Source organism: Streptomyces sp. XH2, from assembly GCF_049725035.1.
GTDB classification, from domain to species: Bacteria; Actinomycetota; Actinomycetes; order Streptomycetales; family Streptomycetaceae; genus Streptomyces; species Streptomyces roseoverticillatus.
Map to the genome: position 1 here is coordinate 127,149 of NZ_JBMMMZ010000006.1, position 24,805 is coordinate 151,953.

General features: G+C 74.1%; 20 protein-coding genes. 8 read left to right on the forward strand and 12 right to left on the reverse strand.

The features are described from left to right. Nucleotides 1–160 precede the first annotated feature (160 nt). Nucleotides 161–553, forward strand: a complete 393-nt coding sequence (locus tag ACOTKD_RS13885) for a rodlin (RefSeq protein WP_424889224.1) — start codon at nucleotides 161–163, stop codon at nucleotides 551–553. A gap of 7 nt (nucleotides 554–560) precedes the next feature. Here ACOTKD_RS13885 and ACOTKD_RS13890 read toward each other — a convergent pair whose 3' ends face one another. From ACOTKD_RS13890 to ACOTKD_RS13935, 10 genes are all read right to left on the reverse strand, one after another. Beyond that, complete coding sequence (locus ACOTKD_RS13890; RefSeq protein ID WP_424889225.1) at nucleotides 561–935, reverse strand: hypothetical protein; 375 nt, start codon at nucleotides 933–935, stop codon at nucleotides 561–563. Further along, entirely contained in the window at nucleotides 932–1,417 is a 486-nt protein-coding gene (locus tag ACOTKD_RS13895) for a roadblock/LC7 domain-containing protein (RefSeq protein WP_424889226.1), read from the reverse strand. Before ACOTKD_RS13895 ends, ACOTKD_RS13890 begins: the two co-directional genes overlap by 4 nt. Nucleotides 1,418–1,461: 44 nt before the next feature. Next, complete coding sequence (locus tag ACOTKD_RS13900) at nucleotides 1,462–2,265, reverse strand: transcriptional regulator (RefSeq protein ID WP_424889227.1); 804 nt, start codon at nucleotides 2,263–2,265, stop codon at nucleotides 1,462–1,464. Then, nucleotides 2,262–2,645 carry a hypothetical protein gene (locus ACOTKD_RS13905; RefSeq protein WP_424889228.1) on the reverse strand — a complete coding sequence of 128 codons (384 nt, stop codon included), beginning with the start codon at nucleotides 2,643–2,645 and terminating at the stop codon, nucleotides 2,262–2,264. The genes ACOTKD_RS13900 and ACOTKD_RS13905 overlap by 4 nt, the downstream gene beginning before the upstream one ends. Nucleotides 2,646–2,886: 241 nt before the next feature. After that, the gene (locus tag ACOTKD_RS13910) at nucleotides 2,887–4,500 is read right to left on the reverse strand and encodes a M4 family metallopeptidase (protein WP_424889229.1); all 1,614 of its coding nucleotides are present in this window, start codon (nucleotides 4,498–4,500) and stop codon (nucleotides 2,887–2,889) included. Between the two features lie 230 nt (nucleotides 4,501–4,730). Next, a complete protein-coding gene (iscX, locus tag ACOTKD_RS13915) occupies nucleotides 4,731–4,961 on the reverse strand; it encodes a Fe-S cluster assembly protein IscX (RefSeq protein WP_424889230.1) in 231 nt (76 codons plus the stop codon). Continuing rightward, nucleotides 4,948–6,231 carry an MFS transporter gene (locus tag ACOTKD_RS13920; RefSeq protein WP_424889231.1) on the reverse strand — a complete coding sequence of 428 codons (1,284 nt, stop codon included), beginning with the start codon at nucleotides 6,229–6,231 and terminating at the stop codon, nucleotides 4,948–4,950. The genes iscX and ACOTKD_RS13920 overlap by 14 nt, the downstream gene beginning before the upstream one ends. 7 nt (nucleotides 6,232–6,238) lie before the next feature. After that, a complete protein-coding gene (gene lanKC, locus ACOTKD_RS13925; RefSeq protein ID WP_424889232.1) occupies nucleotides 6,239–8,794 on the reverse strand; it encodes a class III lanthionine synthetase LanKC in 2,556 nt (851 codons plus the stop codon). A gap of 369 nt (nucleotides 8,795–9,163) precedes the next feature. Beyond that, nucleotides 9,164–11,785 (reverse strand): class III lanthionine synthetase LanKC, encoded by a 2,622-nt coding sequence (lanKC, locus tag ACOTKD_RS13930; protein ID WP_424889233.1) that lies wholly within the window; start codon nucleotides 11,783–11,785, stop codon nucleotides 9,164–9,166. Nucleotides 11,786–11,878: 93 nt separating this feature from the next. Next, nucleotides 11,879–12,952: a radical SAM protein gene (locus tag ACOTKD_RS13935; protein WP_424889234.1), complete on the reverse strand. Its 1,074-nt coding sequence runs from the start codon at nucleotides 12,950–12,952 to the stop codon at nucleotides 11,879–11,881. A gap of 217 nt (nucleotides 12,953–13,169) precedes the next feature. Here ACOTKD_RS13935 and ACOTKD_RS13940 point away from each other — a divergent pair, with 217 nt between their 5' ends. From ACOTKD_RS13940 to ACOTKD_RS13955, 4 genes are all read left to right on the forward strand, one after another. Next, entirely contained in the window at nucleotides 13,170–15,245 is a 2,076-nt protein-coding gene (locus ACOTKD_RS13940) for an ATP-binding protein (protein WP_424889235.1), read from the forward strand. Beyond that, complete coding sequence (locus ACOTKD_RS13945) at nucleotides 15,238–15,942, forward strand: response regulator (RefSeq protein WP_424889236.1); 705 nt, start codon at nucleotides 15,238–15,240, stop codon at nucleotides 15,940–15,942. Before ACOTKD_RS13940 ends, ACOTKD_RS13945 begins: the two co-directional genes overlap by 8 nt. Nucleotides 15,943–16,040: 98 nt before the next feature. Continuing rightward, the gene (locus ACOTKD_RS13950; RefSeq protein ID WP_424889237.1) at nucleotides 16,041–17,135 is read left to right on the forward strand and encodes a M4 family metallopeptidase; all 1,095 of its coding nucleotides are present in this window, start codon (nucleotides 16,041–16,043) and stop codon (nucleotides 17,133–17,135) included. 79 nt (nucleotides 17,136–17,214) lie between these two features. Continuing rightward, nucleotides 17,215–19,308 (forward strand): UvrD-helicase domain-containing protein, encoded by a 2,094-nt coding sequence (locus ACOTKD_RS13955; RefSeq protein ID WP_424889238.1) that lies wholly within the window; start codon nucleotides 17,215–17,217, stop codon nucleotides 19,306–19,308. A 54-nt stretch (nucleotides 19,309–19,362) separates the two neighbouring features. On the opposite strand, the gene dhaK is transcribed toward ACOTKD_RS13955, so the two are convergent. Continuing rightward, nucleotides 19,363–20,355, reverse strand: coding sequence for a dihydroxyacetone kinase subunit DhaK (gene dhaK, locus ACOTKD_RS13960; protein WP_424889239.1), 993 nt, complete (start codon nucleotides 20,353–20,355; stop codon nucleotides 19,363–19,365). A gap of 109 nt (nucleotides 20,356–20,464) precedes the next feature. Next, nucleotides 20,465–21,736 carry an MFS transporter gene (locus ACOTKD_RS13965; RefSeq protein WP_424889240.1) on the reverse strand — a complete coding sequence of 424 codons (1,272 nt, stop codon included), beginning with the start codon at nucleotides 21,734–21,736 and terminating at the stop codon, nucleotides 20,465–20,467. A gap of 134 nt (nucleotides 21,737–21,870) precedes the next feature. On the opposite strand from ACOTKD_RS13965, the gene ACOTKD_RS13970 reads away from it, so the two are divergent. The 3 genes from ACOTKD_RS13970 to ACOTKD_RS13980 are packed head-to-tail and all read left to right on the forward strand — an operon-like array spanning nucleotide 21,871 to nucleotide 24,798. Continuing rightward, nucleotides 21,871–22,890: an ABC transporter substrate-binding protein gene (locus ACOTKD_RS13970; RefSeq protein ID WP_424889241.1), complete on the forward strand. Its 1,020-nt coding sequence runs from the start codon at nucleotides 21,871–21,873 to the stop codon at nucleotides 22,888–22,890. Then, entirely contained in the window at nucleotides 22,880–24,016 is a 1,137-nt protein-coding gene (locus tag ACOTKD_RS13975; RefSeq protein ID WP_424889242.1) for a FecCD family ABC transporter permease, read from the forward strand. Before ACOTKD_RS13970 ends, ACOTKD_RS13975 begins: the two co-directional genes overlap by 11 nt. Continuing rightward, the gene (locus tag ACOTKD_RS13980; RefSeq protein ID WP_424889243.1) at nucleotides 24,013–24,798 is read left to right on the forward strand and encodes an ABC transporter ATP-binding protein; all 786 of its coding nucleotides are present in this window, start codon (nucleotides 24,013–24,015) and stop codon (nucleotides 24,796–24,798) included. Before ACOTKD_RS13975 ends, ACOTKD_RS13980 begins: the two co-directional genes overlap by 4 nt. Nucleotides 24,799–24,805 lie beyond the last annotated feature (7 nt).

The following is a 24,805-nucleotide window of genomic DNA, read 5'->3' on the forward strand; positions in this document are numbered from 1 at the left end:
CGGTTGGTGACGCACCGCATCTTGTCGGTGACGTTGTGTGCGTGCAAGCGGCCCGCCGGGCCGAGGTCGAATGGGTGACAAGCCGGAACATTCACGGCATCCGGGAGTTAGTCACTGCGCGTTCCCCAGGGAACCGAGGACCCGGTTGAAAGGTGCTGAAGTGCTCAAGAAGGTGATGGCCGCAACGGCCTTGACGGCCTCCGCCGTCGGCGTGATCGCCGGCCCCGCCGCGGCCGTCGGCGACGGCCGGGACGTGGCCAACGCCAACGGCGCGCGGACCGACTCCGGCGCGACCCTCACCGGCGGCTACATGAGCCCGCAGACGACGGCGGTCCAGGGCACGCTCAACGACCTGTGCATCGGGGTCGGCAAGATCGGCGTGCAGGGCCTCCTGCTCAACAACATCTCGCTGCAGGACATCCCCGTGCTCACGTCGCAGGAACAGCAGCAGTGCACGAGCGGCTCGGTCACCGGCAACGGCAACAACCCGCTGTCGCACCTCGCGGAGCGCATCTCCCTGCTCGATCACAACGGGAGCGGCAACCGCGGCTAGCCCGGGGTCAGACCTCCAGTTCCGACTCGATCCGCTTCAGCTGGTGGCGCGCCATCGCCAGATTGGCGCGCCGCGAGTCCAGCACCAGGTAGAGGAAGAGGCCGTTGCCGCCGCGGCCGGTCAGCAGCCGGATCAGGTGGTACTGCCCGCCCAGGGTGATGAGGATGTCCTCGATGGAGTCCTGGATGTTGAGCATCTCCATCGTCCGCAGCTTCGCCCGCACCACGTCCGTGTTGCCCGCCGCGGCCACGTTCAGGTCGAGCGACTGTGATCCGCCGAGCGTGCCCAGCGCCATGCCGCTGCCGTAGTCCACGAGCGCCACGCCGAGGGCACCCTCGATCGAGCCCATCGCGTCCTTGAGGGCGGTTTCGGTGTTCGTCATGAAGAGGCTCCGTTGTCGTTGTTGGTGGTGGTGTCGGGTCGCCGCCCGGGACGTGAAGGCAGGGGCGACCGGGAGGGCGGGGGCGGGACGGGGGCCCGTTCCCTGCGGTCGGCGGGCCCGCCGGTCAGCGGGGCGATCCGCGCCCCGGCCCGGCGGGCCTCCAGGTTCAGCCGGCCGACGTTGGCGTCGGCCGTGGCCAGGAGCGTGAGCACGCACGAGGGCCCGGCGGCGTACGTCGCCACGTAGCCGTGCTCGCCGCTGACGAGCAGTTCGCGGAAGCCGCCGTGGCCCACGGCGTCCGTCAGCCGCGCGCCGACCCCGAGCGCCGCCGCGGTCAGCGCGGCCACGCCGTCCGGCTCCATGCCGGTGACCAGGTGCGCGATCACCAGCCCGTCCGTGCTGGCCACCATCGCCCCGGTCAGGTGCGGAACCCGGGCCCGTAACCCCTGGAGCTCGTCGAGCACCTCGGGTGCGGCGGTCATCGGTTGTCTCCTTCCGGCGAACGGTCTGAAAGCGCGCCTCACCGTCACAGGGCCTCCAGGGCGTCGCGGATCCGGTAGAGCAGGGAGAGCTCCGGGGCCGCGGGAGGCGGCGGCCCCGGAGCGGCCGGGGCGTCCGCACAGGGGGTGCGGACGAGGCCGGCGGCGGCCAGCCGCCGCACGTCGAAGAGGGTCGCGAAGGCCGAGCGCCCGAGGGCCCGCGCGATCTGCACGGGGGTGCGGACGCCGTCGGCGGCCGCCAGCACCGCCCGGGGCCCGCCCGCCCGGGCCGGCCCGGCCCGCTCGCCGCCGGACGTGCGCACCACGGGCGCGGCGTCGACCTCCGGCCGCGGCCAGGCCCGCTCCAGCAGCCGCCGCCTGCGAACGACCTCCCGCCGCAGCAGCGGTACGGGGACGGGACGGATGGGGCCCAGCCAGTGCCGGGCCTCGCCGAGGAAGCGGTCGGGGGCGCGCTCGGCCGGGTCGAGCGGGGAGAGGACGAAGTAGGCCGCGTCGAACAGGGCGCTCAGGTGGCACAGTTCCAGCTCGCCGCGGCTCAGCCGGCCGCGCTCGACGAGGAGGCTGCCCGCCCGGTAGCCGGGCCCGCCCTCCGCGACCGCCTCCTCCCACGCCTGCGCCGACAGCCGCCCCCGGGCGGTCAGCCGCCGGCCCAGGTCGGGCACGGCGGGGCTCTCGGCGTGCACCACGGCGCCGTCGGCGAGGTAGAGCGCGCCGGCGCAGCCGTGCAGGGCACCGGTGGCCCGCTCGGAAGCGAGCCGGTCCAGCGTGCGTCCGGCCGCCTCGGCCGGGCCGGCGGGGGATATCGGGCCGGCCGGTCCGGCGGCCGTCATGCCAGGACCAGCTTGTCCGTGAGGCCCTTGAGCCGGAACAGGGCCACGGCCAGATTCGCCTCGGCGCGGTCCAGCCACAGATAGAGGAAGACGCTGCTGTCGAACTCCGTCTCCACGAAACGGACGAGGTGGTAGCTGCCGCGCGCGGTGACGATCAGGTCCTCGACGGGGCCGGTGCGCGCCGTGGCGCCGGTGAACGCGCTGTTCTCGAAGGCGAGCCGGGCCAGCTCCGCGGTGTCCGCGGCCGCGCTCTCGTGGTCGCGCCCGGGGCCCTCGCCCGCCTCGCCCAGCGCGAGCCCGCTCGTCCAGTCCACGAGGCTCGCGCCCCGCGCCCCCGGGATGGTCATGGCCTCGGCCAGGCACCCGTCGATACCGGTCACACGATCCTCTCCAGCCCCCCGTGCCCGATTGCCAGCGGCGTCTCCGCTGCGACGGAAGGTATTAGATGACAGAGCTGTGGGGGGAGGGTTTTGGCATTTTCTCTCGGCACATGTGGGGGCCGGTGTATGGCGGGATCCGGACGGTGCGCGAGGGCGCTTAGGGGGCGCTCCGGGGGACGCGGAGGGGCCCGCCCCCTGTGGAGGTGGGGGCGGGCCCGGGAGGGCATCCGGGGATGCCGGTCTACTTGACGTTGACGGCGCTCCAGGCCGCCCCGACCGTCTTGTACTCGGTGCTCGTCGTGCCGTACAGGGCGCCCGCGGCCGACAGCGTCGCGGTGCGCGCGGCCTTGTAGTTGGTGGTGGACGTCATGTACGTGGAGAGGGCCTTGTACCAGATCTTGACGGCCTTGTCCCGGCCGATTCCGGTGACCTTGGAGCCGTCGGCCGTCGGGCTGTCGTACGCCACGCCGTTGATCGTCTTCTTGCCGCTGCCCTCGGCGAGCAGGTAGAAGAAGTGGTTGGCGACGCCCGAGGAGTAGTGGACGTCCTTGCCGCCCACGCCGCTGGACCAGTTGTCGGCGGAGTTGCCGTCCTTCGACGGCTTGTCCATGTAGCGCAGCGGCTTGCCGGTGCCGAAGATGTCGATCTTCTCGCCGATGAGGTAGTCGCCGACGTCCGAGGAGTTGTTGGCGAAGAACTCCACCGCGGTGCCGAAGATGTCCGACGTCGCTTCGTTGAGGCCGCCCGACTCGCCGCTGTAGACCAGCTTGGCGGTGGCGGCGGTGACGCCGTGGCTCATCTCGTGGCCCGCGACGTCGATGGCCGTGAGCGGCTTCTTGTTGCCCGACCCGTCGCCGTAGGTCATGCAGAAGCACGAGTCGTTCCAGAACGCGTTGACGTAGCCGTTGCCGTAGTGGGCGCGGGAGTAGGCGCCCTTGCCGTCGTTGCGGATGCCGTTGCGGCCGAGGAAGTTCTTGTAGAAGTCCCAGGTGACGGCCGCGCCGTAGTGCGCGTCGACGCCGGCGGTCAGGCGGCCGCCGGCCCAGGTGTCGGTCGCGTTGGTGTAGAGCGTGCCCGTGCCGGACGTGCCCTGGCCCAGGTCGTACGTCTTGTGGCCGCCGCGCGCGCCGTCGTTGAGCTGGTAGCCGCTGCCGCTCTTGGTCGTGGTCAGCGGCACGGTGCCGCTGTACTGGCTGGTGCCGGTGCCCGTCTCGATCGCCTCGTAGCGGTGGAGCTCGGTGCCGGTGGCGGCGTCGGTGACGACGTGCAGCTCGCTCGGGGTGCCGTCGGGCTGGAAGCCCTCGACCACGGTCTCGTAGGCGAGGACCGGGGTGCCGGAGGCGGCCCAGACGACCTTGCGCGGGGTGCCGGCGGAGGGCTTCGCGGTGTGCGCCGAGGAGGCGGCCGACAGGGCGGTCCTCGCCGCGGCCGACGCGGGCTGCCGCGCGTCGGTCGAGGCGACGGCCACGGTCGCCTCGGTGGCCTTGGTGACGGTGGTGCGGCCGGCGGTGTCCCGGTGGACGACCAGGTCGCCGCCGAGGACCGGCAACCCGTCGTAGGTGCGTTCGTAGCGGGTGTGCACGGTGCCGTCCGCGTCCTTGATCACGTCACGGACGACCAGCTTCTCCTTGGCGCCGAGGCCGATCCGCCCGGCCGTCGCGCCCGCCCCGTCCTGGGCGGCGCGTATCTCGGAGGCCCGCTGGTCGGGGCTGAGCTGGAGGGCCGTGGCGTCCGGGCCGCGTTCGGCCTGGGCGCCGGCCACGCCGGTCTGCACGGCGACGGCGCACAGGGCGGCGGAGGCGAGGAGGGCGGTGGTGCGGACGGTGTGGCTGCGGGGGGTGGTGAAGCGTCTCAACTCTGTCTCCTAGCAAGGACGCCGGGGCCGAGGCCCGGCGAGGGATCGGACATCCCAGGGCGGACTGCCCGTTGGTGCAGGAGTGAATCGAGAGGATGGTGCCAGCTCCCGGCAAAAGTTGACAGGTGCGCAACAAGAATCTGGCGCGGAGTTTTCCGACGATGTCCGGTTCGGAGCTGTCGGTGCCTCCGGTGCCGGAGGTAGGCCGGAGGCACCGGCTCCGGGAAGTGTCAGCCCTTCCTGCCGCTCCCGTTGATCGTGTCGCTTCCGTCGTGTCTGTCGCTCCAAGCGAGTTGTATGGACTCCAGGATGCGTACGTTGTAGCGGTCCGGGTTGTCGCTGAAGCCCTCCAGCCCGGTCACCAGGTCCCGGACCTCGGGGAATTCGACGGAGAGCGGCTTGCGGTCCGGGTGCTTCGCGGCGAGTTGGGCCGCAATCTGCTGAATGTCAGTCCATCGCATGCGCCCGAGTGTGTCCCACACCGTTCGAACGGTCCAGAGCGTCGGCGGAGGCGAACGCGGCCTCCCGGGGCGACGCGGCGGCCAGCAGCGCAAGGGCCGACCCGAAGCACAAGAAGAGGATCCAGCCCGGCAGTTCGTCCAGGAACAGCCCGGTCAGCGACGAGCCGAGCGGGGGAGTGGCCATGAACAGCAGCCCGATCGCGCTGTTCGCCCTGCCCTGCAGCCCGGCCGGCGTGCGCAGCAGCCGCGCGACCGTCAGCACGGAACCGGCGACGGCCACGGCCAGCGCGCACCCCGCCAGCAGGACGGCCAGCACCAGCGCACTCGCCGTCAGCGCCATCGCACCGACGAGCAGCGCGCACAGCACGCCGGTCACGAGCAGCACCCCGGACGGGGAGAGGAGTCTGCCCGCGCGCGGCGCGAGGACCACCCCGGTCATCGCCCCCACCGCCGACATCGCGGTGAGCATCCCGACCGAGCCGCCCGCCGCCCCCTCGCGCGCCGCGGTCACCACGATCGCCAGGTACACCCCGTCGAAGACGAAGTTCTGCGCGGAGGCGATCAGGGTCAGCCTGCGCAGCACGCGCTCGCCCCACAGGAAGGCGATCCCCGTGGTGAACGACCGCCACCAGCCCTCGCGCCCGGCCCCGTCCGGCAGGTGGGTGCGCATCCGTGTGCGGAGCGCGCGGACGCACGCGGCGGAGACCGCGTAGGACGCGCTGTCCAGCCAGAACGGCCAGCTCGGCGACGCCTCGAACAGCACGCCCCCGGCGACCGGTCCGAGCAGGAACGCGAGCTGGCCCCGGACCTGGTTGACGGCCAGCGCGGTGGCCAGCCTGTTCTCCGGCACGACCTCCCGGACCGCCGGGAGCACCGCCGCGTTGAACGGCGCCGCGAGGAACCCCAGGACGACGCCCGCGGCCAGGAGCACCGGCAGCGGAGCGAAGCCGGTGAGGACCGCGGCGGCCAGGGCCGCGCTCGCCGCCGCCCTGCCGGTCTCGCACACGAGCAGGACCGTGCGGCGGTCGAAGCGGTCGGCGACCGGGCCCGCCGGAAGGCACGCGAGCGCCAGCGCGCCCGTCCAGACCGCCTCCACCAGCCCCACGCGCAGCGGCGAGTGCGTGATCTGCAGGACGAGCAGGGGGAGCGCGACGGCCGAGGCGCCCGAGCCCAGCATGGAGAGGCCCTGGCCGGCGCACAGGAGCTGGAAGTCCCGGTTCCGGCGGAGGCTGCCGGGCGGGGCCGCGCGCCTGCAGGACCCGGGCTTCACGGCACCCTCACGGCGAAGGAGGCGGCGAGGAGGGAGCGAGGAAGGGCAGCGGGGCGTGCGGCATCCCGGCCGGGCCGCCGCGGAGCGCGGTGTGCACCGCCAGCAGCACGCCCGCGCTACCGGTCGCGAGGTCCATGGAGAGCCGCAGCAGCCCGTCCATCGCGAAGGCCCGCCGGCCCTTGAACCGTACGCAGTGGAGGCCCAGGCCCCGCAGGTGTGCAGCCCGTGCGGGACCTGGGCCGGCCAGGTGGGCGAGGCTGTACAGCAGCCCCGCCTGTCCGTCCAGGAGTCCGGGGGAGAGCAGGAGTTCGGTGCCGAGGCTGTCGCGCATCCGGTCGCGCAGCAGCGCGAAGTGGGCGTCCTCGCGGTGCTGCACGTACGCGTCGAGGGCGAGGGCGATCCCGGCGCTGCCGCGGTCGAGCGCCGACAGCCAGCGCTGCCCGTCCTTGACGTGGATCCGCCCCTCCCCGGGCGCTCCGCAGCGGCCGAGGTCCCTGGCCAGCGCGGCCTCTGCGTGCCGCAGCCAACAGGCCTCGCCCGTCGTCGCGTACAGCCGGGTGAAGAGCAGCGCGGGCCCCGACCAGCCGTGCGTGAGCCCGACGGCGTCCGCCTTGCCGGCGAGCCGCTCCGTACCGGCGAGGGCGTCCGCCAGCCGGCGGGCGAGCCGTGCGGCCGCGTCCGCGTCCCCGAAGTGCAGCCGGGTCAGGCCGATCCCGGCCAGCCCGCCGAACAGCCCGGCGCCGCAGCCCCGCAGGTCGATGCCGTCCAGCCGGGCGAGCGTCTCGCGCGCCTCCTCGGGCCGCCCCAGTTCGTCGAGGACGTACGCGACGCCGGCGAGCCCGTCGTACAGCCCGGGGCGCGGCCACGGCGTGCTCCCGGCGGCCCGCACCAGCCACTCGACGTGGTCGCCGAACGCCTCGTGGTCCGAGCGCCCGGTGACGTGCAGGGCGTGCAGCACGCCGGCCGCGCCGAACGCCATGGACGCGCCCTGCCCGTCGAACTGCCGCACGTCCCCCGGGAACAGCCGGTCCGGCCGCTCCGGCGTCGCGCTGAGCAGGATCCCCTCGCAGAGGGAGTCCAGCGCGGCCCTTCCGTCGGCCGTGCACTCCTCCGGCCAGCGGGAGCCGTCCGGCGGGTCGTCCGCGGCGGATCCGCCCGCGGGCGGCGCGAGTCCGGTGCGCAGGCGCGCGGCGTAGCCGGGCGGCAAGGGGAACCGCCGCTCCGCCCACCCGGCCAGCTGGACGTGCTTCTCCCGGTCGAAGCGCAGGAGCGGCGTCAGCGGGCAGAACAGCGCGAGGGCCACGGCGGCGAGGGCGTACGCGTCGACCGCGGTGCCCGACCGGGCCCACGCGGCGGTGAAGCCCGGCGTCCCCAGGGCGGGCCGGGCCGCCCCGTCGCCCTCGGAGAACGCCGTCTCGAAGTCGACCAGGCAGACGCTGCCGTCGGGGCGCACGATGACGTTGCCCGGCTGCAGGTCCCCGAAGACGATGCCCCGCAGGTGCAGTTCGGCCACGGCCTTCTCGATCCGCGCGAGGATCTCGCAGGCCCAGCGCGCGTACGCGGCGACCTCGTCCTCGCCGGGGCCGTGCCGGAAGAGCGGATGGCGCCGCCCGACCGCCTCCTGCAGGGGCTCGCCCTCGACCAGCTCCTCGACGAGGAAGTGGTGCTCCCAGTGGCGCGTCCGCGCGTACACCCGGGGCACGCAGTCGAGGCCGGCCAGACTCCGCAGCACCGCGTGCTCGCGGTTCAGGCGGGCGACGGCGTCCGCGCCGCCGTCGTCCAGGCCGGCGTGCGGCCGGGCCTCGCGGAGCACGACGCGCCGGCCGGAGCTCTTGTCCGTGGCGCGGTAGACCCCGCCGCCGTTGGAGAAGCGCAGGGCCTTCTCCACCCGGTAGGGGAAGCCGCCGGGCGTGCCGGCCCCGGCGGCCCGGATGCGGGCGGCGATGAAGGCGGGCACCTCCACCCAGGGCGGCACCCGGAAGGACGTGCCCCGCACGTCGGGCACGAGCCCGCCGCCGGGCCCCTCGACCGCCGGCACGTACTCGCCCTCGGGCGAGAAGCAGTACGCCAGGCTGAAGCCGCCGTACCGCACGTACAGCGGGCCGTCGTCCCAGCGCAGGTCGCTCAGGATGTACGGGCCCTGCACGCCGCGCAGCAGCGCCGACAGCTCCGTCAGGGTCCGCTCCAGCTCCCGCTCGTCCGCGGGGTAGACGGTGACCAGCTTCCCGCCGGCGGAGCGCGGCCCCTGCTTGCTGTCGACCTGCTTGTGGACGGCGGGACTGCGCAGGAACTTGAAGCAGATGCCGCGTTCGGCGCAGTGGTCCCAGACGGTGTCGATCACGTGCTCGGCGCGGGCGGGCGTCGCGGAGGCGTGGATCTTCCAGCCCTGACGCGGCAGGACGGCGTCCGGGCGGTGGAGGTTGACCCAGCCGCCGCGCTCGGACCGCAGCCACCCCGGGGGCGGCGGCCCGTCCGCACGCGCGAAGCGCTCCCCGGCGTCGTCGATGCGGTCGAGCGTGTCCACGAAGCAGGGATCCGCGGCGAGATGACCCTGAGCGAGCATGCGACCTTCTCCTCCCCGTCTCCTGACCCCTGATTGCTGCCCCTTGATCCCCGCTTCCTGCCGGCCGCGGGCAGCCCACGGCCGGCAGTCCTTGCGGGCGAGCGCTGCTGTCAGCGGTGCGTCAGGCGGCGCCGCGGGCGCTCTCGTAGCTGTTGGCGCAGGGCCACACGGAAGGGGTCTCCTCCTCCAGCTCCTGCAGCTCCAGGATCTCCGACATGTTCTTCACCTCCCCCGGCGGTGTTCTCGGGCACGGCCGGGCATCCGCCCGTCAGGCCATGCCGATCGAGCTGTGCGAGCTGTTGGCGCAGGGCCACAGGGCAGGGGTCTCCTCCTCCAGCTCCTGCAGGTCCAGGATCTCCGCCATCCGAATCACCTCCGCTCTTCGGCTCGTCGGGGCAACGACCGCGGGTCGAGGTACGGCAGGACGGGGCCCCGCCCCGCCGCGGCATCTCCCTCGAACGCGGAGCCCAGGGCGAGGAGCACGCCCGCCGACCCGGTGGCCAGGTCCGCCGACAGGCGCAGCATCCGGAAGCCCGGGAACGCGAGGTGCCCGCGGTAGGAGTGCGCGTACCAGGCCAGGCGGCGGACCTGGGTGCGGACGGCCGCACCGGGCCGGCCCCCGTGACCGTCCAGTGCGGCCAGCGTGGCGATCGCCCCCGCCCGCCCGCGCAGCAGCCCGGCGTTGCGCACGTACAGTGCCCGGCACGTGTCCCGGACGGCCGAGAGCGTCGCCGCTCCGGAGCTTCCGGGCCGGTGCCGCAGCAGGCCCTGCAGCGGGAACGCGAGCCCGCTGCTCCCGCCGTGCAGGTACGGCAGGTGGTGCGTGCCGTCGAAGAGGGTGAGGGCGCCGTCCTTGCCGACGGTGCAGCGGTCGATGTCGTGCCCCACCGCGCGGTCGGCGAGATCGAGCCAGCGGGCCTCGCCCGTCTCCTCGTACAGGTGCAGGAAGAGCAGGGCGATGCCGGCGGCCCCGTGCAGCAGCCCGCAGGGCGGGGGCACGCCGGGCCGGGCGGTGAGCGGCCCGGCCGTGACGAGCGCGGCGAGCTCTCCGGCGGTGCGCAGCGCGTCCTCGTGGAGCGCGGCGTCCCCGGTGACCCGCGCGAACCGCAGCAGGTTCAGGGCGATGCCCGCCTTGCCGCCGGCGAGGTCCGGGCGGATCACGCGGGCCTCGGCCGGGCGGCAGCGGGCGAGGACGGCGAGGGCCTCGTCCCGGCGGCCGAGCAGGTCGAGGACCAGCGCGACGCCGTGCAGCCCGTCGTACAGGCCCGGCCGCGGATCGGCGTCGCGCCCGGCGGCGGCCACCAGCCACGCGACGTACGCGTCCGGCACGCCGGCCCCCACGTGGTGCAGGGCGTAGAGGACCCCGGCCGCGCCGTGGCCGAAGGCGTGGCCGCCGAGGGAGTCCGGGCCGGCCGGCGTGGCGGGGAAGAGCCGGTCCTCGCGCTCGGGGGTGGCCATGGCGTGGATGCCGGCGACCAGGGAGTCCCGGACGGCGGGCCAGTCGAGGTCCTCCGCGGCGAGCATCGCGGCGTGGTCCTCCTCCCGGGCCGCCCCGTACGCCACGGGCGTCGGCAGCAGGCCCGCGAGCAGCCTGCCGCCGAAACCGGCGGGCAGCGGGTACAGCTCCTCGGCGGTCGCGGTGAGGGCGCGCAGGGTCGCCGGGCTGCGGTGCGGGACGGGCAGGAGCAGCCACAGGCGCAGGGCGTCGAGCAGGTACGCGGTGGCGTCCGCGCCCCGCAGGCCGGGCGGCGCCGTGAAGCCCTCCCCGCCCAGGGCCGGGGCCCGGTCGTCCTCCAGGTCCGTGGCCGTCGCGAGACAGGTCAGGACGACGCGCCCGTCGGGGCGCAGGAGCACGTCGTCCGGGTCGAGCTCGCCCAGGCGCACGCCCCGGGTGTGGAGTTCGCGGAGCGCGCCGGCGATCCGGGCCACGACGGCCAGGGAGCGGTCCGCGTACGCGGCGGCCTCCTCGGCCGCCCGCGCCTCGGAGGTCAGCGGGAAGGCGGCGGCCGCGGCTTCGGCCAGGCTGCGGCCCTCGAAGTGCTCCAGGACGAGGAAGTGGTGCCCGGCCCGTACGTGGTGGCCGAGGACGCGGGGCACGCAGTCCAGCCCGGCCAGCCGGCCGAGGACCGCGCGCTCCCGGCCCAGGCGCGTGACGGCGTCGTCGCCGCGCGGGTCGAGGCCGGTGTGGGGGCGGGCCTCGCGCAGGACGACGCGGGTGCCGGTGGCGCGGTCCTCGGCCAGGTAGGTGCCGCCGCCGGTGGTGGCCTTCAGCGCCCGCCGCACGCGGTAGGGGAGCGGCTCCTCCGGCACGGCGTGCAGCGCCTCCAGGTCCGGGCGCAGGAACTCCGGCAGGGCGACCCAGTCCGGGCAGCGGAAGACCGGGCGGCGGTTCTCGGGCACGAGCGTGCCGTCGGGTCGCTCCAGCGCGGGCACCAGGCGCGGCTCGTCACCGGCCCCGTACGCGGCGGCCCGCTCGGGACATCGCAGCGTGCCGGAGGAGCCGTACCGCACGTACAGCGGCCCGGCGCGGTGGCGCAGACCGCCCGGGACGTACGGGCCCGGGAGCGCGTCCAGCAGCGGGGTGAGCTCGTCGAGCGTTCCGGCGAGCTGCGTCTCGCCGGCGGGGTGGAGCGTCATCAGGTCGCCGCACGTGAGCCGGTCGGCGTGCTCGCCGGCCAGCGCGCGGGCCGCGTCGAGGCTGCGGACGACGTCGAAGGGGATGCCGCGCAGGAGGCAGAAGCCCCGGACGATCTCCGCGACGCGCGCCACGTACGGGAGGGCCACGGAGACGTGGATCCGCCAGCCCTGCGCGGGCACGCGCACCGCCCGCGGCCGCAGCGCCACCCACCAGCCGCGGTCCGTGCGGTCCCAGCCCGCCGGCGGTTCGCCGAGGACCGCGGAAAGCCTTCCGGAGGCGTCGGCGATCCGCTCGGGGAATTCGAAGAAGTCCGGGTCGGCCCGGTAGAAACGGTCGTAGTCCTTCAGCGTCATCAAGGCGGGCCTCTCCTTTCGGTATTCCGGAAGTCTTCTCGGCGCTTCGGAGGTCTTCGCTCGCTCCGGGATCCGCGGCATGCGGCCCGGAATTCAGCCGGCCGCGGAATCGGCCGCTTCGGCGAATTCCGGGGGATTCGTACGGACCGAGCGCCGGCCGATCCTCAGCAGGTCCTCCGGCGAGGCGAAGCGGAGGTCCATGCGCCGGACCGCCTCCGCCCAGGTCTGCATGGAGCGCACCGAGGACAGGGTCTCGACGACGAAGGGGTCGCGGAGCCGCTCCAGGGTGCGCGCCCACAGCAGCGCCGCGGGCTCCTCCAGCAGACTGCCGACCGTTCCCTCGTAGACGGGGATCGCGCGCACCCTGCCGTCGGGCTCCACCTGCATCACCGGGGTGTCGACGCCGCTCGCCACCCGCTCGGGGGCCATGACGAGGTTGAAGTTGTCGGTGGTGAAGACGGACACGGACGGGGGAGCGAGCTCGCGCAGCCGGGCCAGCAGCCCGTCGCTGGTCAGGTGCTCCACCTGGGCGTCGTCGAGGAGTTCGCGGCGGCAGAATTCCGGGCGGCTGGCGAGCCCTTCGGGAACGGCGGAATTGAAGACGAGGGTGTTCAGACGGGGAAAGCGGTGCGCGATGCCGGCGGCGAAGTCCTCCAGCTGCCCGAAATTGCTGCGGATCACCACGCAGTCGATGCCGAAGCGCAGCCGCCCCCGGCCGTCGGCCGGGCGCTCCCCGGCCACCTCGTCCAGCAGCGCCAGCGCGGCCAGCACCCGGCGGAAGGAGCCGGCCCGGCCCCGGATGCGGTCGTGCACCTCGGGCGTCGCGCCGTCGAGGCTGACGATCACCTCGTCGAAGTGGTCCGCGAGCCGCTCGGCGAGGCGCCGGTTCATCACCCAGCCGCTGGTGTTGACCGACGTCCTCACCCCGGCGGCGCGGAGCCGCGCCGCCACTTCGAAGAGGCCCCGGACGACCAGCGGTTCGCCGCCGGACAGGGCGACGACCCGCGGGCCCAGGGAGATCAGGGCGTCGGCCACCCGGAGCATGTCCGGCGGGCCGAGCTGCCGGGAGGGGCGCCGCCCCGACTCCGAGTAGCAGTGCGAGCAGCGCAGGGGACAGGCGTAGGTGGTGTCCCAGACGACCACTTCTGGACCGGAGGAAGGACTCATGGCGGCCACCGCCCCGTTCTCGGAGATCCGGCGGACGAACCCGCCGATTCCCCGGACGGGCCCGTTCGAATTCCCTGATGCGATGTCATGAGTGTGCTGCCCGGGGCCTTTCCCGGGCACCCGGCCGCCCCCCGATCCGCATGGAGGTTCTCCGCCATGCACGACGGTGGATTTCCTCCCTGGACGTCTCCGGCGGCGGCCCGGGACAATGTCCCTTATGGCAGCGGCCAGAAACCGGGGGATGCACATCGTCGCGGTGTGCGGCGGAGTGTGCATGCTCTGGGCGACGCTCATCGGCACCACCCAGTTGCAGAACAGGTATACGCTGCCGTGGATCCTGGGTTCCGTTCTCCCGTGCTATTTCGCGGGTTTGTTCACGTGGTGGCATGCGCGGACAAGTCCGGTCGCAAAACGACTCCTGCTGATCGGCACCTGGCTCTCGGTGACCATTGCGATCCGCTACAGCACCACTTTGCTGATCCGGGCCTTCGGCTGGAACCTCCGTCCCACGCCCCACGCCCTGCAGCTGCCCGCGGAGTACGGCCTCCAGGTCCTCAGCCAGACCTGCGACCTGGTGGTCAGCATCCTGGTGGTCCGGCTGCTCGCCCTGCTGCCCGACGGCAGGTACGCCTTCCCCTACGAGCGCCGCGTCCTCGGCGCCCTGTGGGGCCTGCTGGCCCTCCCCGCCCTGCTGCCGCTGACCGGGATGACCCAGCTCGCCGTCCACTACGTCGTCTTCTACTACCCCGAGGCGTGGCTGCCCGGCCTCGGCGCCGTCCTCCTCGTGCTGCGCTGCCTGCGCGCCCCCGCGGCCGGCCGCCGCGACATCGCCGCCCTCCTGCCCTTCGCCGTCCCCGGCGCGCTCCTCCTCCTGGCCCGGGCCGCCTCCCGGCTCTTCCGCACCTGGCAGGGCGAGCAGGGCGTGCTCTACTTCGTCGGCGCCGTCCTGGGCGCCCTGCCCTACGTGGTGATCTCCCTGGCCATCGTCTACGCCGCCTTCCGCCACCGGCTCCTCGGCGTCGACCTCGTCATCCGCCGCTCGGCCGTCTACGGATCCCTGTGGCTCATCATCAACAGCTGGTACCTCGGCATGGCGCTGACCCTCGGGCTCACCGCCGGCCAGTACCTCCCCGTCGGCCTGTCCCTGCTCGTCGCCGTCGTCGCCACGGCCCTCTTCCAGCCGCTGCGCGCCCGCCTCAACGCCCTCGCCGAGCGCCGCGTCTTCGGCAAGCGCCTCAGCCGGTTCGAGCTCCTCGTCCAGTTCGGCACCACCCTGGAGCACGCCTACGACCTCGACCGGCTCGCCCCCCGGCTCGCGACCGGCCTGCACGAGGGTCTCGACCTGCAGTGGGTGCGCGTCCGGCTCGGCGGCGAGGGCCTGCCCGTCTCCGTCGGGGAGGCCGGAGCGCGGCCCGCCGGCACCGGCGGGCGGCCCGGCGCGCCCCTCGGGGAGTTCCCCCTCCTCTACGGCGAGGACGTGCTGGGCATCATCGAGTACGGCCCGAAGACCGAGGGCCGCCGCTGCACCCCCGAGGACCACGACATCGGCGAGACCCTGGCCCGCTCGGCCGCCCTCGCCGTGCACAACGTCCGCCTCGCCGCCGAGCTCAGCGCCCGCGTGGAGGAGGTGCAGCGCCAGGCCGCCGAGCTCGACGCCTCCCGCGCCCGCATCGTCCACGCCCAGGACACCGAGCGCCGCCGCATCGAACGCCGCCTCCACGACGGCATCCAGCAGGAGCTCGTCGCCCTCGTCGCCAAACTGGCCCTCGCCCGCAGCTGCCTGCGCCGCGGCGGCGACATCGACGCCGCCCTGACCGAGATGCGGGACGACGCCTACCGCGTCATCGACGAACTGCGCGAGCTCGCCCACGGCATCCACCCGCCCATCCTCACCGACCAGGGCCTCGTGGCCGCCGTGACCTCCTGCGCCCGCCGCATGCCCATCCCCGTCACTGTCCACAGCGAGGAGACCCTCGGCGGCGTGCGGTTCGCCCTCGACGTCGAGGAATCCGCCTTCTACCTGGTCTCCGAAGCCCTCACCAACGTGCTCAAGCACGCCGCGGCCAGCCACGTCACCATCCGCATGGCCCGCGGCGACGGCCGGCTCCTGGTGGAGGTCCGCGACGACGGCGCCGGATTCCCCACCGAGACCACCCGCGGATCCGGCCTCACCGGCATGCGCGACCGCATCGAGGCCGTGGGCGGCGAGCTCACCATCGTCAGCGGTCCCGGCACCGGCACCGTCATCCGCGCCCGGCTCCTGGAGCGAGTGAGGGAGGAGACCCGTGCCTGACCCCCTGCGCGTCGTCATCGCCGAGGACCACTACCTGGTCCGCGAGGGCACCCGCCGACTGCTGGAGGACACCGGCCAGGCCGACGTCGTCGCGGCGGTCGGCACGGCCGGCGAGCTCCTCGACGCCGTCGGCCGCCTCCGCCCCGACGTCGTCATCGCCGACATCCGCATGCCGCCCGGCCACCACACCGAGGGCATCGCCGCCGCCCACGCCATCCGCGCCGGCCACCCCGGCATCGGCGTCGTCGTGCTCTCCCAGCACGCCAACGAGAACTACGCCTTCGACCTCTTCCGGCGCGGCACCGACGGCCTCGCCTACCTCCTCAAGGAACGCATCGGCGAGGTCGACGAACTGCTGCGCGCCCTGCGCGAGGTGGCCGCCGGCCGCTCCGTCGTCGACCCCCGCATCGTGGAGGTGCTGATGGGCAGCCACGCCCGCGCCGCCGACGCCCCGCTGTCCCGGCTCACCCGCCGGGAGCTCGACGTCCTGCGGCACATGGCGGAGGGCAAGACCAACCGCGCGATCGCGGAGTCGCTGCGGCTGTCCGAGTCGACCATCGAGAAGCACGTCAACTCCACTTTCGCCAAGCTCGGGCTCGCCGAGATACCGCAATTGCACCGGCGGGTGAGCGCGGTGCTGGCGTATCTGCGGCACGCGCCGGCGGGACCTGACGAACCCCGGTTGTCGGGGGCCTGACAAGAGGCTCGCAGGGTGGCACCCTCGTTCCTGCCCCACGGATCCGCGTCCGCCTTGCAGGAATTGCCCCCGCCGCAGCCGAAGAAGGTGCCGCCGTCATGCCCCGTAGATCCCGGAAGCCGTTCGCCCTCGCCGTGCCGGCCGCCACCGTCATCCTCCTCGCCGGCCTGCAGGCCGGCCCCGCGAGTGCCCGGCCCGCGGGCGAGCCGGCCACCGGCAAGGGCTGCGGCGGCAGCACCGTCGGCGAGGTCATCCTCGGCACCACGCACAACACCACCACGGGCCGGTACGAACTCGACGACCCGGGGCGCGGCCACCACCGGACCTACGACATGAACGGCGCGACCAGCGGCAACGGCACCCTCTTCACCGACGCCGACAACATCTGGTGCGACGGCGGCCGGCAGACCGCCGGCGTGGCCGCCCACTACATCGCCTCCGTCGTCTGGGACTACTACCGGAACACCCACGGCCGCAGCGGCATCTACGGCGACGGCCGCGGCTCCTGCAGCCGCGTCCACTACGGCAACCACTACGCCAACGCCTTCTGGGACGCCGTCAGCGGTTGCATGACCTACGGTGACGGCGCCGACGGCAGCGGGCAGCCGGTCCTCACCATCGAGGCCGGCGCGCACGAGATGACCCACGGCGTCACCTCGGCCACGGCGGTCCTGGACTACAGCGGCGAGGCGGGCGGCCTCAACGAGGCGACCAGCACGATCTTCGCCGCGGCCGCCGAGTTCTTCGCGCACAATCCGAACGACCCCGGCGACTACCTCACCGGCGAGCGGACCGACCTCAACGGGACCACCGCACGCGGCTGGATGGACAAGCCCTCCAAGGACGGCGCCTCCAAGGACTACTGGTACCCGGGCATCGGCAACGTCGACGTCCACTACTCCGCCGGCCCCGCCGCCCACTTCTTCTACCTGCTCGCCGAGGGCAGCGGCCCCAAGGACATCAACGGCGTCCACTACGACAGCCCCACCTACGACGGCAAGCCCGTCAAGGGCATCGGCCTGTCCGCCGCCGAGAAGATCTGGTACCGCGCCCTGACGGTCCACATGACCGCGCGCACGAACTACGCGGCGGCGCGTGTCGCGACCCTGCGGGCGGCGGGGGAGCTGTACGGGACGGACAGCGGCCCGTACGCGGCGGTCGCGGCCGCATGGGCAGCTGTCAACGTCAAGTAAAGGGTGAGAGATACCCCGATGGATCCCCTGGGTTATACGATCATCACTCTACGTCCGGGGGTGGCAGAGGGGGACGCGCATGGGCGCGGGGGGATCGGCGTGGAAGCGGGCCCAGGAGGCCCGGCAGTACGAGCGCGAACTGCGCGAACAGCTCAGGGCGGCCCAGTGGGAGGTCCGCAACTGGGAAGCCGCGAGCGAAGGCGAACGCCAGGTCGCCGCGAAGCTCCAGGTGCTCACCCGGCGCGGCTGGCGGCTGCTCCTCGACCGCCGCTGGCCCGGCACCCGCGCCGCCAACGTCGACATGCTGCTCGTCGGCCCCGGCGGCGTCTTCGTCATCGACGTCAAGAACTGGCGGCACGCCCCCGGGACGGCCGGCGGTCACCTCACGGCCGGCGGCCGCACCCACGACGGCGAGATCGGCAAGCTGCTCCGGATGACGCGCACCGCCGCGAACGCCGTCTCCGGGCTGAACCTGTCACCCGTGGCCGTCCAGCCGCTGATGGTCTTCGCCGGCCGGTCCGTGAACGCCGCGCTCGGCACCGTACGGCTGCTGGGGGAGCGCGAGGTGACCCCGGCCCTCGTCGCCGAGCGGACCCGCCTCCGCCCGGCCGACGTGCGGGCCGTCGCCGACCACCTGGAGCGCGCCTTCCCCGCCTACGAGAGCACCGCCGCACCCTCCAGGCCCGCACCCGCGCGGGCCCCGGCACCGGCCCCGGACGCGCCCGACGACGCGCTCTTCGACGCCGAGGGCATACGGAAAGCGGCCCTGGACGCCGCCCGCAGCGCCCCGATCGAGCAGTGGATGACATTTCTCCACCCCGACCAGCTCGCCCTCGTCCGCCGCAACTGGTCCGGTCCCGCCCGCGTCAGCGGACCCGCGGGCACCGGCAAGACGGTCGTCGCCCTGCACCGCGCCGCCCACCTCGCCCAGCGCACCTCCGGGCGGATCCTCTACGTCACCTTCGCCAACAACCTGCCCCGCGTGCAGAGCACGTTCCTGAAGACCATGGCCCCGGCCGTCGCCGACCGCGTGGAGTTCAGCAGCCTGCACGCGTGGGCCGGTCAGTTCCTCCGCGCTCGGGGCATCGCGAGCCGCCTCGACGGCGGCAGGGCGGAGGACGCCTTCAGCCGCGCCTGGACCCACCACGGCCGCGACACCGTGCTCGCCGCCCTCGACCCGGCCCCCGGCTACTGGCGCGAGGAGATCGACTACGTCCTCAAGGGCCGGGGCATCACGGACTTCGAGGAGTACGCGACGCTGCGGCGCGTGCGCCGCCGCACCCACCTGCGCCGCCCGCACCGGCAGGCGGTGTGGGCGCTGTACGAGGAGTACGAGCGCAACCTCGCGGCCAAGGGCGTCCACGACTTCAACGACCTCCTCGCCCTCGCGCTCGACGAGGCCCTCGCCCACCCCGGCAGCAGCCCGTACACCTCGGTCGTCGTCGACGAGGTGCAGGACCTCACCCTCGTCGGCGTCCGCCTGCTGCACGCGCTCGTCGGTGACGCGGACAACGGCCTGCTCCTCGTCGGTGACGGCCAGCAGGCCGTCTACCCGGGCGGCTTCCGGCTCTCCGACGCGGGCGTCGACGTGCGCGGCGACCGCGGGCAGGTGCTGCGCACGAACTACCGCAATTCCAAGGCCGTCCTGGAGGCCGCCCTCGCCGTGGTCGCCCAGGACTCCTTCGACGACATCGACGGCACCCCCACAGCAGGGCGCCGCGACGTCGACCTCACCTACGGCGACGGCCGCGTCACCAGGGTCGCCGCGGCCACCCTCGCCGAGCACGACGCGGCCCTCCTCGCTGCCCTGCACGCCCTGGGCCCCGGCGCGTGGCCCGACACGGCGGTGCTCTGCCGCACCGGCACGGAGCGGGAACGCTACCGGCGGCTGCTCACCCGGGCCGGCATACCCGCGATCACCCTGGAGCAGTACGACGGCCGCCCGGTGCCCGGCGTGAAGCTCGGCAGCTACCACCGGGCCAAGGGGCTGGAGTTCAAGCACGTGCACCTGCCCGACCACGACGCCCCGGCCGCGGCCGGGCAGGGCGACGGCACCGACGACGGCGTCGCGCGCGAGCGCCGCGAACTCCACCGCAGCCAGCTCTTCGTCGCCATGACCCGGGCGCGCGACACGCTGTGGCTGGGGACGGTGAGCCGCCCGCAAGGGGGCTAGCCCGAGGGGGTGGAGGGGGCCGGCCCAAGAGACTGAAGGGGCCGGCCCGAGGGGCTAACGTCCCCAGCGCAGGCCGGGCGTCTGCACCGGTGCGTCCCACAGCCGCAGGATCTCCTCGTCGGCCCGGCACAGCGTCACCGAGGCGCCCGCCATGTCGAGGGAGGTCACGTAGTTGCCCACGAGCGTCCGCGCGACCGGCACGCCGCGTTCCTGCAGCACCCGGTGCACCTCGGCCGTGAACCCGTACAGCTCCAGCAGCGGCGTCCCGCCCGCGCCGTTGACCAGGAGCAGCACCGGCCCGCCCGGCTGCAGGTCCGTCAGGACCGCGTCCACGGCGAAGTCGGCGATCTCGCCGGACGTCATCATCGCCCGCCGCTCCCGCCCGGGCTCGCCGTGGATGCCCACCCCCAGCTCCAGCTCCCCGGCGGGCAGGTCGAACGTCGGGCTGCCCTTGGCGGGCGTGGTGCACGCGGCGAGCGCCACGCCGAAGCTCCGCGACGCCTCGTTCACCCGGCGCGCGAGCGCCTCCACCCGCTCCAGCGGCGCCCCCTCCTCCGCCGCCGCACCCGCGATCTTCTCCACGAACAGCGTGGCGCCGGTGCCGCGCCGGCCCGCCGTGAAGGTGCTGTCGGTCACCGCGACATCGTCGTTGACCAGCACACTGGCCACCTGGATGCCCTCGTCCTCGGCGAGCTCCGCGGCCATGTTGAAGTTGAGGACGTCACCCGTGTAGTTCTTCACGACGAACAGCACGCCCTTGCCGCTGTCCACGGCCGCCGCGGCCCGCACCATCTGATCCGGAACGGGCGAGGTGAAAACCTCGCCGGGGCACGCGGCATCGAGCATCCCGTACCCCACGAACCCCCCGTGCAACGGCTCGTGCCCCGACCCGCCCCCGGACACGAGCCCCACCTTCCCGGCCACCGGCGCGTCCCGCCGCACGACGACGCGGTGCTCCACGTCGACGGTGAGCTCCGGATGCGCCGCGGCCATCCCGCGCAGGGCATCGGGGACGACGGACTCGGGAACGTTGATCAACATTTTCACGGCGGGCTCCTTGGAAATGCCGAGGGCGGGCTGCTGATCTGCAAGTGAGAGGCGCTCTGCCGACTCTCAGGTTCTGGAACAGTATCGAGGCGGCCGTGGCCGCTCCGCGTCAGTCCCCCGCCGCCGGGCCCGTGCGGGTGAAGTGGCGGGCGGTGGGGACCAGCGCTGCCGCGGCCGGTACGAGGAAGCAGGCCGCGGCGGCGACGGCGAGGACGGGGGTCGTCCCGAACCGTTCGATGGCCGGGGCGATCAGGGCCAGGCCGACGGGTGCCAGGCCGTAGGACACCAGGAAGTCCAGCGAGGAGACGCGCGCCAGCTTCTCCGGGGCGACCTCGCGCTGGGTGGCCGTGAACCAGGGCACGTTGAACAGTTCGATGCCGGCCCCGGCGACGGCGTACGCGGCGACGACCACGAGCGGGTGCACGGGCAGCATCAGGCTCAGCGGCGCGACGCCGTACGCGGCCAGCCCGGCGAAGGCGGCCCAGCCCTGGGAGCGGGGGCGCAGGCGCGCGACGAGCAGGGCCCCGAGGAGCGCGCCCACGGTGTACGCGGTCATGGCCGCGGCCAGTACCCACCCGGTGTCGTAGCGGTCCCGGCTGATCAGGGGCAGTGCGACGCCGGTGGCGGAGTAGCCGAGGGCGATGACGGCGGCGAGGGCGGCGAGGCCGGCCAGGAACCAGGGGTGGCGCCGCGCCTCCCGTATCCCTTCGAGGAACTCGGCGCGGAAGCCGGCGCGCGCGGCGGGCTCCGCGGCCGGGTCCGCCGCGGTGGGACCGGCGGCCCCCTTGCCCGGGACGAGCGCGGCGACCAGCCAGAGCAGGCCGATGCCGAGCAGGAGCGTCGAGACGTCGAGGAAGGCCGCGAGCAGCGCGGTCAGGGCGGGGCCGGTGAGCGTGGCGCTCCGTACCGCGATGGTCATGGCGGCGTTGGCCCGCTGACGGCGTTCGGGGGCGACGGTCTCGGCGGTGAGCGCCTGGAACGCGGGGCGGCAGGCGCCCTGTCCGGCGCCCGCGAGGGCGGCGGCGGCCGTCATCAGCACGAGTGAGCGGCCGAGACCGGCGGCGAGGAGGGGCGCGGCGACAGCGGCCGCGAGGGCCGACCAGAGGACGACCGCGCGGCGGGAGTGCCGGTCGGCCAGTACGCCGCCGACGGCGACGGCGAGGAGGAAGCCGGCGGTGCGTGCGGCGAGGACCAGGCCGAGGCCGGTGGCGCCGAGGTCGCGGTGGAGCACGGCGAGTCCGAGGACGAAGGGCAGGGCCCAGGTCGCGAGGCCGGAGGCGGTGGTGCCCGTCCACAGGCACAGGAACGCGGTGTCGCGGAGGACCGAACGCGGGGGCGGGGCGGTGGACTTGGCCGCTGTCGGCGCGGGTGTGGTCGGCACGGTGTGGTTGCTCCTCGGGGTGGGGGCCGGGGGTGCGGATCGGCGGGCCGGATCGCACCCGGGTTCGCTTAATGAAAATGAATACCATTACAGTACCCTTCGAACGCGGCACCCCCTCCCGGACTGGAGACCCCATGCGCCACCCCGCCCGCCTCGGCATCGCCTTGGCCGTCACCCTCGCTACCGCGGGCTGTTCCACGGCAGCACGCGACGGCTCCAGGGCGGACGCCGAGTCCGCCACCGCGGCCTCCGTCACCAGCTGCGGCCGTCAGGTGTCCGTCGCCGGGCCCCCGAAGCGGGCCGTCGCCCTGGACCAGGCCTCGACCGAGACCCTGCTCGAACTCGGCCTCCAGGACCGGATGGCGGGAACGGCCAACCTCAAGACGAAGATCCCCGCGCAGTACGAGGCCGCGTACGCCGGGGTCCCGGTCATCGCCCCCAAGATCGCCACCGGTGAGCAGCTGCGCGCCGCCGGCCCCGACTTCGTCGTCGCGGGATCCGCGGACCTCTTCACCAAGGACCGCGCCGGCACCCGCGAGGAGCTGGCCGCCTTGAAGGTCCCCACCTTCGTCAGCGCCGTGGACTGCCCGCAGCGGAACCCGGCCGGCAGCACCCCCTTCGAACTCCTCTTCTCCGACTACGAGAACCTGGGCAAGGTCTTCGGAGTCCGGGAACGGGCCGGCAAGCTCGCCGCCGGCCAGCGCGCCGCGGTCGCCAAGGCGGGGGAGAGCGCGGCCAAGGCCCCCCGGGGCAAGGAGCGGCCGACCGTCGTCTACCTCTACTCCGTCTTCAACGGCATGCCGTACGTGGCGGGCAGGAGCGGCCTGCCCAGCGAGATGAGCCGGATCATCGGCGCGAAGAACGCCTTCGACGACGTGAACGAGGACTGGCCGGAGGTCTCCTGGGAGGAGGTCGCCGAGCGCGACCCGGACTTCATCGTGATCGGCGACCTGTCCGAGCGCGGCCGGCCGGGCGACAGCGCCTCCGAGAAGCGCGCCGCCATGACCGGGCACCCGGTGGTCTCCAAGCTGGCCGCGGTACGGGAGAACAAGATCCTCGAAGTGCCGGGCATCGAACTGGACCCGTCCGTGCGCTCGGTGCACGCCCTGGGGATGCTGGCCGAGGGAATGAAGGACCTCGGGCATGTCCGCTGAGACCGCGGCCCGGAAGGGTCCGGCGGATCTCGTGCCGCCGGCAGATCTCTTGCTTCCGGCGGCCCGCGGGCTGGTGGTGACGGAGGACCCGGTCACCACACCGCGGTCCGGCCGGTCCGCCGCGACCCGGGCGCTCCTCTTCCTCCTCGCCGCGCTCGCCCTGGCGGGCTCCATCGCGGCGGCCGTACGCACCGGCATCTCCGGCGTGGGCTGGGCCGGCCTCGCCCGCGTCCTCGGCGCCCATCTCGGCCTGGACGTGGAGCCGTTGCCCCCGCTGACGGACTCCCTGATCTGGGACCTGCGGCTGCCGCGCGTGCTGATGGCCGCCCTCGTCGGCGCCTCGCTCGCCGTGTGCGGCACGGTGCTGCAGGCGGTCACCCGCAACGCGCTCGCCGACCCCTACCTGCTCGGCGTCTCCTCCGGAGCTTCGGCGGGAGCCGTCACCGTGGTCGTCCTCGGAGCGGGAGCGGGCGCGCTCGGCGTCACCGGCGGCGCCCTCGCCGGCGCGCTGCTCTCCTTCGGGCTGCTCCTCCTGCTCCTGCGCCGCACCGGGCTGGACTCGGCCCGCATCGTCCTCACCGGCGTGGTCGTCGGCCAGCTCTTCACCGCGCTCACCTCCCTCGTCCTGATGGCCTCGGCGGACGCGGACACCACCCGGGCCGTCACGCACTGGCTGCTGGGATCGATGGCACCGGCCCGCTGGGACACCGTCGCGGCCTGCGCGATCGTCACCCCGCCGGGGCTGCTGGCGGCATGGCTGTGCTCGAACGCCCTCGACGGGTTCGCGTTCGGCACCGACACCGCCGCCTCCCTCGGGATCGGCGTACGGCGCACGCGGATGCTGCTGCTCGTGGCCACGGCCGCGCTGACCGCCGTGGCGGTGGCCACCGTCGGCGCCATCGGCTTCGTCGGGCTGATCGTCCCTCACGGGGTGCGGTTCCTCGTCGGTCCGCTGCACCGCGTGCTGCTGCCGTACGCGGCGCTCGCGGGCGCGGTGTTCCTGGTCTGGACGGACGCGCTGGCGCGGATCGCCTTCGCGCCCCGCGAGGTTCCCGTGGGCGTGATCACCGCACTGCTCGGCGTGCCGCTCTTCCTGCTCGTCCTGCGCAAACGAGGTGAACTGTGAGGATCACCGCCGAAGAACTGAGCTGGTCGGTGGCGGGCACGCCGGTCGTACGCGGCGTCAGCGCGGACATCGCCCCCGGCGAGACGGTCGGACTGCTCGGCCCCAACGGCTCCGGCAAGTCCTCGCTCCTGCGCTGCCTGGCCGGCCTGCGGGCCCCCGAGACGGGCACGGTCCGCTACGACGGCGAGCCCGTACACGGCTGGAGCGCGCGCCGGATCGCCCGCCACGCCGCCTTCGCCGCACAGGACCCGGGCGCGGACAGCGACCTTCGGGTCGCCGACGTCGTGGGTCTGGGACGGACCCCGTTCCGCGACCGCTGGCACGGACCGGACGCCACCGACCGGGCGGTCGTCGCCACCGCGCTGGAGCGCGTCGGGCTCACCGCGCTCGCCGGCCGCTCCTGGAAGGCCCTGTCGGGCGGCGAGCGGCAGCGCGCCCACATCGCCCGCGCGCTGGCCCAGCAGCCGTACGCCCTCCTGCTCGACGAGCCCACCAACCACCTCGACGTCAAACACCAGCTGGAACTCATGGAGCTGCTGACCGGCACCGAGCAGACCGTCCTGGTCGCGCTGCACGACCTGTCGCTCGCCGCCCGGTACTGCGACCGGCTGCTGCTCCTGCACCACGGCCGCCTGATCGCCTCCGGCACCCCCGCCGCCGTCCTGACCGCCGAGCGGCTCGCCGAGGTCTTCGAGGTGGACGCCGAACTCACCACCGACGCCCTGGGGCATCCCGTGGTCACGTACCGCGGACCGCAACGCTCCACCACTCCCTCCGAATAGGAACCCC